This is a genomic window from Mycoplasma milvi (genome assembly GCF_048284715.1).
Classification (GTDB): domain Bacteria; phylum Bacillota_I; class Bacilli_A; order Mycoplasmatales; family Metamycoplasmataceae; genus Mycoplasmopsis.
This window is the reverse complement of the sequence record NZ_JBLWAH010000005.1, coordinates 1-11,753: the sequence shown is the minus strand read 5'-3', so window position 1 is coordinate 11,753 and position 11,753 is coordinate 1. Positions and strand designations below refer to the sequence as shown.

8 protein-coding genes are annotated in these 11,753 nt (G+C 30.8%); 7 read left to right on the top strand and 1 reads right to left on the bottom strand.

Annotation, left to right across the window (positions count from 1 at the left end; translation table 4 throughout):
* The first annotated feature begins 33 nt into the window (after positions 1-33).
* Both tapR and tyrS read left to right on the top strand, forming a co-directional pair.
* Complete coding sequence (gene tapR / locus ACNQ13_RS02790) at positions 34-615, top strand: TyrS-associated PheT N-terminal domain-related protein TapR (RefSeq protein ID WP_418018868.1); 582 nt, start codon at positions 34-36, stop codon at positions 613-615.
* Positions 615-1,847, top strand: a complete 1,233-nt coding sequence (gene tyrS / locus ACNQ13_RS02785) for a tyrosine--tRNA ligase (RefSeq protein ID WP_418035612.1) — start codon at positions 615-617, stop codon at positions 1,845-1,847. Before tapR ends, tyrS begins: the two co-directional genes overlap by 1 nt.
* 52 nt (positions 1,848-1,899) lie before the next feature.
* On the opposite strand, the gene ACNQ13_RS02780 is transcribed toward tyrS, so the two are convergent.
* A complete protein-coding gene (locus ACNQ13_RS02780) occupies positions 1,900-2,652 on the bottom strand; it encodes a phosphotransferase (RefSeq protein ID WP_416741758.1) in 753 nt (250 codons plus the stop codon).
* A gap of 74 nt (positions 2,653-2,726) precedes the next feature.
* On the opposite strand from ACNQ13_RS02780, the gene ACNQ13_RS02775 reads away from it, so the two are divergent.
* From ACNQ13_RS02775 to recA, 5 genes are all read left to right on the top strand, one after another.
* Complete coding sequence (locus ACNQ13_RS02775) at positions 2,727-3,464, top strand: type III pantothenate kinase (protein WP_416741759.1); 738 nt, start codon at positions 2,727-2,729, stop codon at positions 3,462-3,464.
* 70 nt (positions 3,465-3,534) lie between these two features.
* Complete coding sequence (locus ACNQ13_RS02770) at positions 3,535-4,623, top strand: phosphatidate cytidylyltransferase (protein ID WP_416741760.1); 1,089 nt, start codon at positions 3,535-3,537, stop codon at positions 4,621-4,623.
* Positions 4,624-4,635: 12 nt separating this feature from the next.
* A complete protein-coding gene (locus tag ACNQ13_RS02765) occupies positions 4,636-9,030 on the top strand; it encodes a PolC-type DNA polymerase III (RefSeq protein ID WP_418035611.1) in 4,395 nt (1,464 codons plus the stop codon).
* 209 nt (positions 9,031-9,239) lie between these two features.
* A complete protein-coding gene (gene tuf, locus ACNQ13_RS02760) occupies positions 9,240-10,427 on the top strand; it encodes an elongation factor Tu (RefSeq protein WP_418035609.1) in 1,188 nt (395 codons plus the stop codon).
* Between the two features lie 112 nt (positions 10,428-10,539).
* Positions 10,540-11,538 carry a recombinase RecA gene (gene recA, locus ACNQ13_RS02755; protein ID WP_416741762.1) on the top strand — a complete coding sequence of 333 codons (999 nt, stop codon included), beginning with the start codon at positions 10,540-10,542 and terminating at the stop codon, positions 11,536-11,538.
* The last annotated feature ends 215 nt before the right edge of the window (positions 11,539-11,753 follow it).

Below are 11,753 nucleotides of genomic sequence, written 5' to 3'. Positions count from 1 at the left end.
TATAAATTACTGTAAAGAGGGTATAATATCTCTATGATATTATTTAATAATTTAGATAAAGTATTTAAGAATACATCAGTACTTTTTGTTGATTCAAGAATCAAAAAAGTACACCAAATTAAACATGAAGATTTAGTTTTCTTTGTGGATGATAACAACAAGGTAGCAAGCATTAATGTGCTTAATAATACTAAATATTATATACCTGAAGATGTCAAATTTGGCTATCTGCCTCAAGCTGGAGAAGATTTAATTCTTGGAATGGCTAAGGAATTAAATCTTGAACTTGCACATGACCAAAAATTCATTTATGGCTTAATTCAAGAAAGAAAAGCTCACCCAAAAAGCGAACGCTTATTTGTTTTAAAGGTACAAATTAGTCCTGATTCAACTATTCAATTAGTAACTAATACTTTAGATTCTCAAGAAGGCAAAGTAGTGGTTTTAGCACTGCCTGGCAGCACTACATTTGCAGGAACTGATGTACTTAGCGGGGAAATGCTTAATGTGGCTAGTGAAGGAATGCTAACTGGATATAAAACATTAGGATTAGAAGGTGAAGGATTGATTTTTGGTCAAGTTAGCCAGATTGGAAAGGATTTTAAACTATCATAATGACTATAATTGAAGACTTAAGTACTCGTGGAATATTAAAACACATTTCTAACGAGGAAAAATTTAAAAACTTACCTCAAGATACAGCTGTTTACTGTGGATTTGACCCAACTGCAACCAGCTTACACTTAGGTAATTACATTCAAATTGCAAACTTATTAAGATTTAAGCAACATGGTTTTAAGGTATTTGCAGTATTAGGTGGAGCAACAGGAATGATTGGTGATCCATCTTTTAAAGATGCTGAAAGACAATTACTTGATGATGCTACATTACAACTAAATAAATCAAGAATTAGAAGTCAACTTGAAAAATATGGATTAGAAGTAATTGATAATTACGACTTCTACAAAGACATGAATATTTTAGTTTTTCTCAGAGACGTTGGTAAATTAGTAAACGTTTCTTATATGTTAGCCAAAGATTCAGTGGCTTCTAGAATCGAAAAAGGACTAAGTTTTACAGAATTTTCATACCAATTAATTCAAGGATGAGACTTCTTAACTTTATATAAGAATAAAAATGTAAGAGTTCAATTTGGTGGTTCAGATCAATGAGGAAACATCACAACTGGACTAGATATGATTTCAACTGTATTTGGAAATGAACACCAAGCTGTTGCAATTACAGCTAACTTATTAACTGATGCCAATGGTAATAAATTTGGTAAGTCAACTGGTGGTGGTTCATTATGGCTCGATCCAGAAAGAACTAAACCATATGTTATGTACCAATTCCTTTTAAACCAACCAGATAGTGAAATTGAAAAATTATTAAAATGATTAACTTTCTTACAAGTGGACCAAATTAAGGTGATTTTAGACAAGCATAGAGCTAACCCAGCTGAGCATATTGCACAAAAAGCACTTGCTTTTAATGTTATAAAACAAGTTCATAACATTGAGGAAGCCGAAAAAGCTGCTCTTGCTTCTGAAATTTTATTTAATAAAAAATTAGACCTAAATACTATACTTTTAGAAAGCATTCAAGATCTTGATGATGTGTTAAATGTTATTTCTATGCCTAAGGGAAGTGTTTTGGTCGATGAATTAATAGCTCAAGGAATCATTAAATCAAAACGCGAAGCTAGAGAATTTTTAGCAAATGGTGCAATTAAGCTAAACTTAGTTGCAATTGAAGAAAATACTCTTGTTGAGTCAAATATTTGAAATAATCAATATGCATTATTACATGTAGGTAAAAAACAAATTTATTTAATAAAAATTAATTAATGGGCTTGCCCATTTTTTTATGCAAGTGCAGAAAAAAAGATAGATTAACTATCTATTTTCTAAATAAGTTGTTTTTCTTCTTATAATCATATTCTGCCACAACTTCTTTCAGACGCTTAATACAATAAGAATCATCAAAAGGTTTAACATCTTGAGCGTTATCTCATAAAATTGTTAAATAATAAACTAAAATCTTTTGTTGAATTAAGTATTCTTCTCAGTAACTATCGTATTGATCTAAGAAATATTGTTCTTGTTCACTAGTTAAATATGAACCACAAATAAAGTAAGCTAAATCAAAGTGCTTATCTCCCATTGAGCAATATTCTCAATCAACAAAATAAATTTTACCTTGCTTAGAAAGCAAAATATTATTCAAATATAAATCATTATGTAAGGGACGATTTGCTTGTGAATTTTTTAAAATCATATTAATTCTTTTATAGTAGTCATTAATCACATCAATTTTAATGTTACGTTCATTAAGTATTTTGCGATATTCCTTTACCCGAGCAGCCACATTTGTTTTAGGAAATTTTAAATCTGAATCATGCAAGGTCTTAAAATCATTTGCTATTTGCTTTAAGGTATCTTTGTTGAAAACTAGTGGTTGAGTGTCGATTCATTCTCACTCTATTTCAGTTGCATTATCTTTGATTAATTTTGGAACAAAATCAAACTTGCTTAAGCAGCTATAATCTAATTTATGATTAAATTTATTAAAAACTTTGGTTTGTAGCATAGTATTGTGTTCAGTTTTATAAGAAAGATTAGTATGACCAATTTCAATTAATTCTTTTTTCATATATATCTCCATTTATAATTTTGTTCAGTTATAATAAAGTATATCAATATTTATTTTAAAAAAGTGAAGGTTATATGCAAAAAAATCAGACGAATTATTTAGTTTTTGATATTGGAAATTCCAAGATCAAATTTTATTATATTAGTAATACTAATGAGATTCTTTTTAGTCTAAATTGACTATGTTCAAGTAACGAAAGTATTGAACTTGAAAATATTTTAGCTTTATGTATGCCTAGTTATAGTGACCAAGTTATCATCGCTAACACTAATGCTGATACAACTTACCAAAACAAATTACGAACTAATTTAAAAGCAATTGGATTTAGCAAGATTACTATTTTAGATAATTCTTATGGAGCACATTTGGCAATTGACAAAAATATCGATAGAAAGCAACTTGGAATTGATATTTTAGCTTGCATGCAATATTGTGCTAGCAACCAGATTTTAAATGCTTATGTTTTTATGTTTGGAAGTGCCTTAGTTGGATTAAAAATAACACAAGGGACGTTGCAAGGAGCTTCAATTGCTCCAGGAGCTTACTTTTCTTACCAACATTTACAAGAGAAAATTACTCAATTAAGTATCCCTTATACCATTGAAACAAAACTAGGTCAAAATACTATACAAGCCTTAAATTCAGGGCTATATAACTTACTAAATGGTTTTATTTTATCTCACTGCCAAGGTAAAAATGGATATGAAATCTTGCTTACAGGAGGAGATGGAATCTATTTGAAAGAACATTATAATTACAATCCCCACTTAATTGCTCAAGGGTACATTTACTTATTTTTAGAAGCAAAATAATACCTTAAGACCCTATAGGGTTGCTGTCTAATTCAAGACCAAAAAGAAAGGAATTTAATATAATAGATATATGAAAACAGAAACACAAGAAAGACAAAAAAACTTTTGACTAAATCGTTTTATACCAGCTTTGATTATAGTTGCTGTTTTAGTACTTTTAGTCATAGTTTTAGCATACTCATTTAGATCAGATTTATACCAAGGCTTTTCTACAGCGGGATTTTGAACCCTTAGAGCCTTTGCTATAGCATTATTAGGGATTATGGTCGGTTGAATATTCTATGAGCTATCACATGCTTATAGTAATATGCTAATTCCCTCAATTATATTAACTATATTTTATGTTTTATCAATGATGCTAGGGCCAAATATGTTCCTTGAAGTACTTTTTGGTCGTGGAGCAGTTTCCTCAGACGCATTAATTAATCTGCCTATTAATAATGTAACAGTTAGTGGCGAAAGTAGTGCGTTAGGATACTATTTTGGAACATTATTTACTCAATATGTTTTTGACTATTGAGCACCTCTAACTACTTTTATTATTGCTTTAGTTTTTTTCTTAATTAGATTAGTTGTCATTGATAATGTGAACATTCTAGCTTTAATTATCAAAACTATTTCACTTTGATTTATGTCACTATTTTTAACTATTTTTGTTAAGTCATTTATTGTACTGATGACACAAAAGATTGGTATTGAATTAGTAATCTTAATGATTGTAGTAGCTAGCTCATATGATATTGGGGGATACTTTGGAGGTAGATTTTTAGGTCACAAATTTGTTAAGGCCAAACTAGCACCAGCAATCAGTCCTAAAAAAACTTGAGAAGGAGCAATTGCAGGTTATTTAGCTTCTTTCCTAATTACTTTAATTTATATTTATGCAGTTTATGGAATTAGGGGATTAGATAAAAATTCAGTTGCTGGAGTTCTTTTAGACCCTCACTCTAGATTCTTTCCATATTTATTAGCCTTTTTATTTATTTCACCAATTATTGCTTTATTGGGAGATTTATACTTCTCATTAATTAAGAGAAGAAATGAAATTAAGGATTTTTCAAATATTTTAAAAGAACATGGTGGTTTACTTGATCGGATAGATTCAATTTCATTTGTGTTCATGTTTTTTGGTGTACTTGCTGCCAGTTCGACACTATAGGAAAGGATTAATATGCAATATTCAGATAAAAAATTTCAAAAACTTATGGACTATTTAGGCCTAAGTTTTTTATCATCTCTACAAGATGCTAAATTCAATAGTGAAAAGATTGAGTTCAAAAGAGGGACTCAAAATGAGATTAAGTATCAAAAAGTGTTCCTAGTAAGTTCTTTGCCAACATGAAATGATTTTGAAACATTGTTTTATGCATGCAAAAAAGAAAAGTTTTGAATTGAATGAGAATTTGAAAATCTTGATTTTAGCAATTCTGAGTTCAAAAATTATATATTAGGGATATTAGAACTTGAAGATGAATTAAATAATTACGCATTACATCAATATTTAAAAACATTTGATTTATTAAGTTACAATTCTCATAATAATGCTTGAGAGTTTTCTTATTCTGACCAAGAGCAAGGGAAAGAGTTAGAATTTCAAGCTGGAATACTTTCTAGTGCTATGCGTAATTTTGGTTTTAAAAACTTTATTCTACTGCCAAAATATCTTCCTAATTTAGGGTCTGATATTGATAATCAAATTAGAAGTCAATACCAAAAAAGTGCATCAATTTACTCTAATGATAATTATGCAGCTGAAGATAATTTTGAACGTAAGGTTGCTAATAATAAATATAACCAAAATAGAAACTTTAGAAGAAATAATAAATCCAGAAATTACTCTGCTGTAGCTATAAACTACATTTCCACACTAGCACCTGAAGTAATTGATCTTCCAGTTATGATATCAGGATTAGTTTACAGAGTTGATGTAATAGAAAAACCTGAATTTAAGATTTATAAAATAAATGTTTCTGATTATTATGATGCTGTAGAAATTAGTTACTTTGTTAATAATGATAATTTACCTGAATATATTCCTGAAGTAAATGATTATGTTGAGGTCTATGGCACAGTTGCAAACCCTTATTCATATCGTGGAGAAGGACCATTAAATAAAATCATTAAAGCAAATTATTTTGCCAAAATTGATAACCCTAGAAATTCACGTAGTGATACAGCTGATTTTAAACGTGTTGAATTATCAACTCGTTCAAAAATGAGTACTATGGATGGATTGTTAGAGCCAAAAGAAATTATTAGCATTGCAAAAAACTTTGGACACAGTGCCGTAGCCTTAGTTGACTCTAATGGTGTGCAAGGTTTCCCTGAGTTTTTTGCCTCTGCTAAAAAAGCTGGTATTAAGCCAATTTATGGAGTTTCCTTTGATGTAATTGACAAAAACCACAACTTTTTACTTAATTATGATGGTGTAGATCGTAATATTTTAAATAGCCAATATGTGGTGCTAGATATTGAAACCACCCACCTATCAGCCCAATATGGAGACCTAATTGAGTTTGGTGCTTCAGTAGTGGTTGATGGAGAAATTAAGGAAACACATCAATTTTTTATTAAATCAAGAAAACCTCTTTCTTCAACTACAATTAACTTAACCAACATTACTGATAAAATGCTAGAAGAAGAAGGATATAGTTTACAAGAAGGGTTAGATAAAATTTATGAGATTATTAATAATCGCATTTGTGTTGCTCACAATGCACATTTCGATTCACATTTTATCTATCAAAAATTCATTCAAGAAGGGCGCCAATTACCTCACACTTTCTTCATTGACTCATTGATTGTTTCAAGATACTTATTTAGTGAAAAAAGAGAGCATAATTTAGGTGCTTTTTGTGCCAATTTATCTGTTATTTATGATGCGAATGTAGCCCATCGTGCTGACTATGATGCTGATGTTTTGGCCCAAGCTTGAATTAAGGCTATGCAATTATTATCTGAAAGAGGAATTAATACATTTAATCAATTAGATAGCATACAAGATATTAGTATTTATAATCGGACAAGATCAAGCCAAATTACTGTTTTAGCCTTAAATCAAGCTGGATTAAAAGAATTATTTAATTTAGTAACACTATCATTAACCCAACGCTATTTTGGATCACCAAAATTATTCTTTGAAGACTTGCCTAAGAGTGAAAACTTATTAATTGGGTCAGGAGGATTGAAATCTAGATTGCTAGACTACATGTTTTACTCTTCAAATCTAGCCATTGATACTTTAATTGATAAGTTTGACTACATAGAAATACCTCATATTTATGCTTTAGACCACTATATTGAATCACCTGATAAATTCTCTCAATTTGAAGTACAAGATACCATTTTAAGAATGTTAAGAAGTGCTATAGCACACAAAAAGATTCCTGTGGCTATTGGAGATGTTAGATATCAGGATAAATTAGATAAAAATGTATTTAAGTGTTTAGTCTATTCGAAAGGAATTGGTAATGCAACTCACTTCCTATTTGATTATCGTAAAGCACAAGCTAAAACTATGAAACTACCTGATTTGGAATTCTTTACTACTGATCAAATGGTGGAGGCATTTAGTTTTATAAATAAGCCTGAATTGGTGGAAGATTTGGTTATTAACAATCCAAATCACATTGCAAGTTTAGTAGCTGATGATATCGAAGTTATTCATAATGACTTGTATACACCCAAGTTTGATAATTCAAAAGATAAGTTATATGAACTAGTTTATAAAACTGCACATGAAAAATATGGAGAAAAATTACCTAAACTAATTGAGGAAAGACTTGAAAAAGAAATCACACCTATTTTAAAATATGGGTTTGATGTAATTTACTGAATTTCACATAAGTTAGTTAAGAAATCTCTGGACAATGGATACCTTGTAGGTAGTCGTGGAAGTGTTGGCTCTTCATTGGTAGCTACTATGTCAGGGATTACTGAAGTAAACCCACTTCCACCACATTACATTTGTCCTAGATGTAAGAATTTTGAATTAGTTAATATAGAAGGAATAACTTCCGGATTCGATTTAGATGATAAAAATTGCCCTAACTGTAATATTACAATGGAAAAAGATGGACAAACTATTCCTTTTGAAACTTTTTTAGGGTTTAATGCTGACAAGGTTCCTGATATCGATTTAAACTTCTCAGGTGATTACCAAGCTGAAATTCATAATGAAATTAAACGACTTTTTGGAGAAAGTCATACATTTAGAGCTGGAACTATCTCAACTATTAAGAGTAAAACTGCTTACGGGTATGTTAAAAAAGCTGTCGAAGAATATGACTTTGAATTTAGTGGACCATATATTGATTTTCTTTCAAGCAAAATGGAAGGTGTAAAAAGAACAACTGGACAACACCCTGGAGGAATTATTATTATCCCAAAAGAGTATGATGTTGAAGACTTTACTCCAATTAATTATCCTGCTGATGATACTACCTTGGATTGAAAAACAACACACTTTGATTTCCACGCTATTCACGATAACGTTTTAAAATTAGATATTTTAGGACACGTGGATCCAACTGCAATTAGAATGCTAGAAAGATTAACTGGACTAGATGTTAAAAAAGACATTCCTAAAAAGGATCCAGCAGTCATGTCACTTTTTAGCAGTACTGCAGCTTTAAAAATTGAACCTAAGGATATTGGTGGTGAAATTACAGGTGCACTTGGATTGCCTGAATTTGGAACTAACTTTGTTAGACGGATGCTATATGAAGCTAAAGCTGAATCATTTGCTGACTTAATTTCACTTTCAGGATTATCTCATGGGACTGATGTTTGAACAGGAAACGCTCAAAGTTTAATTAATGAAAGAGGATTTACACTAAAAGATGTTATCTCATGTCGTGATGATATCATGGTTTACTTAATTAACCGTGGAGTAGAACCTTTATATGCTTTCAAAATAATGGAAAAAGTTCGTAAAGGTAAGGGACTAACTGATGAAGAAGTAGCATCATTGCAAAGTAGTAATGTACCTGATTGGTATATTGATTCAATGAAGAAAATTAAATATATGTTTCCAAAAGCACATGCTACTGCATATGTATTAATGGCTTGAAGAATTGCTTGATTTAAACTATATTACCCACTTGAATACTATGCAACATTTTTTACTACTAGAGTTGAAGAGTTCGATATTCAAACTTTAAAAAATGATTATGGTGCAGTAAAAATTAATAAAAAAATTAAGGAAATTGAATCCTTACGCGATAAAAAAGTTAAAGAAGAAAACTTATTACAAACTTTAGAAATAGCCCGTGAACTATATGCTAGAGGATTTAATATCTCAAATATCGATTTAACTAGGTCACTTGCTACAGAATGAGTAGTTGATCGCGAGCATAAAACCTTGATTCCACCATTTTCTGCAATAGGTGGACTGGGTGAAGCAGTGGCAACAAAAATAATACAAGGAAGAGAAGAAAGCCCTTATATGTCTAAGGAAGATTTCAAAAAACGTAGTGGTGTCAATGCTAGCTTATATAAATATTTAAATGAAGAATTAGGAATTCTTGATTATTTAAATGAAACAAACCAAATGAAATTATTTTAAAATGTGCTTTTTAAGTTCATTTTTAAGCAATTAATAAATTAATTACATTTTTCTTGAAATATAAAAAATTTGATAAAATTACATTGCTAATATAAACGGACAGGATCTGGATGAAAGACCAGACTTAAGGTTGGTTTTAGCGCTAAAACAAAAATAACTTAAATAAAAAAATAATATCTAATTATATTTATATAGAAAGGATTACAAATATGGCAAAATTAGATTTTGATCGTTCAAAAGAACACGTTAACGTTGGTACAATCGGACACGTTGACCACGGTAAAACAACTTTAACTGCTGCTATTGCTACAGTTTTAGCTAAAAAAGGTTTATCAGAAGCTCGTGATTACGCTTCAATCGATAATGCTCCAGAAGAAAGAGCACGTGGAATTACAATTAATACTTCACACATCGAATATCAAACAGAAAAACGTCACTATGCACACGTAGACTGTCCAGGTCACGCTGACTACGTTAAAAACATGATTACAGGGGCTGCTCAAATGGATGGTGCTATCTTAGTTGTTGCTGCAACAGATGGACCTATGCCTCAAACACGTGAACACATTCTTTTATCTAAACAAGTTGGTGTTCCACGTATCGTTGTTTTCTTAAACAAATGTGATATGTTAGAAGGTGAAGAAGATATGATCGAATTAGTTGAAATGGAAATTCGTTCACTTCTTTCAGAATACGGATTTGATGGAGATAACGCTCCAATCATCCGTGGATCAGCTTTAAAAGCACTTGAAGGTGATGCTAAATACGAAGACAAAGTTATGGAATTAATGGAAGCTGTTGATTCATACATTGAAACACCAGTTAAAGAATTCGATAAACCATTCTTAATGGCTGTTGAAGACGTATTTACAATTACAGGACGTGGAACAGTTGCTACAGGACGTGTAGAACGTGGAACACTTAAATTAAATGACGAAGTTGAAATCGTTGGATTAAAACCTACTAAGAAAACAGTTGTTACTGGAATTGAAATGTTCCGTAAAAACCTTAAAGAAGCACAAGCAGGGGACAACGCTGGGTTATTACTACGTGGTGTAAACCGTGAAGACGTAGAACGTGGACAAGTTCTTGCTAAACCAGGATCAATCGTTCCTCACACAGAATTCGAAGCTGCAATTTATGTACTTAAGAAAGAAGAAGGTGGACGTCACACACCATTCTTCAAGAACTACAAACCTCAATTCTACTTCCGTACAACAGACGTAACAGGTGGAGTTGAATTCGAACCAGGTCGTGAAATGGTTATGCCAGGTGAAAACGTTAACTTAAAAGTTAAATTAATCGCTCCTATCGCTGTAGAAGAAGGAACAAAATTCTCTATCCGTGAAGGTGGACGTACAGTTGGTGCTGGTTCAGTAACAAGAATCATTAAATAATTTATTTACAACCAAAAGTGTGCATGTAAATGCATACTTTTTTGTATTTTGTTCACTTTCTGTTCTTTTTAACCTTTTTTTAATTTATTAGATAAATAAATGAAAGGACTATATGGAAGAAAAAGAATTAGAACAAACTAAAAATGAAACTAATATTTCAGAATGTATTAAGGAAACTATTAAAGAAATTAGTAAAAAACTAGGTCAAGAATCTATTATGGTACTAGGAGATATACCTTATATATCTATAGATACATTTCACAGTGGAAGTTATATCTTGGATAAGATCTTAGGAATTAAAGGCTTCCCAAAAGGTAAAATAATTGAAATATTTGGACCAGAGAGTTCAGGCAAGACAACTTTAGCGTTAAATGCAATCGCAGAAGTACAAAAAGAAGGGGGCATTGCTGCATTTATTGATGCAGAACATGCTATTGATTCAGAATACGCACAAAAAATTGGGGTTGATACTAGCAAATTAATCTTATCTCAACCAGATTCTGGTGAACAAGCTTTAGAAATAGTTGATATTTTAGCTAAAACAGGAAAAATTGATCTAATTGTTGTTGATAGTGTGGCTGCTTTAGTGCCAGAAGCTGAACTAAATGGCGAAATGACTGATTTGCAAATTGGCGCACAAGCTAGACTAATGTCAAAAGGGCTAAGAAAAATTACTGGAAATCTCAATAAGAACAAAACCACTATTATATTTATTAACCAAATAAGAGAAAAAGTGGGAGTGATTTTCGGGAGTCCTGAAACTACTCCTGGTGGGAGAGCTTTAAAATTCTACTCTAGTGTAAGAATTGAAGTTAGAAAAGGATCACCAATAGTTGAAGGAAAAGATATAGTAGGATGTGAAATCAAATTTAAGGTTGTTAAGAACAAACTTTCTATACCTTATAAAACTGGGCAATCCGAATTATATTTCTCTCTTGGCCTTGACAAGTCAGGTGAATTAGTTGATATTGGCTTAGAAAATGGAATTATTGAGAAAAAGGGTGCATGATTTAGCTATAAAGGTGAAAATGTAGCTCAAGGAAAGAAAAACATGAAGTCTTATATTCTTGATAATCAGTCCCTATATAATGAAATATTAGCTGCTATATAAAAAAATAATTTTTTAATCGCACTTCGCGATTTTTTTGTTATTATATGTTTACTCATTTAGTTAGTGCTAAAGTATTACAGAATGAAATAAAAAAATATTTATCTTTTTATTTCATAAAATAAAAATCTGTTATATAATAATATCGCAACTTAAATGAAGCAAAAGTTCTTTGAAAACTAGATATATACAATGTACATGACAGTCAATTTTTTCGA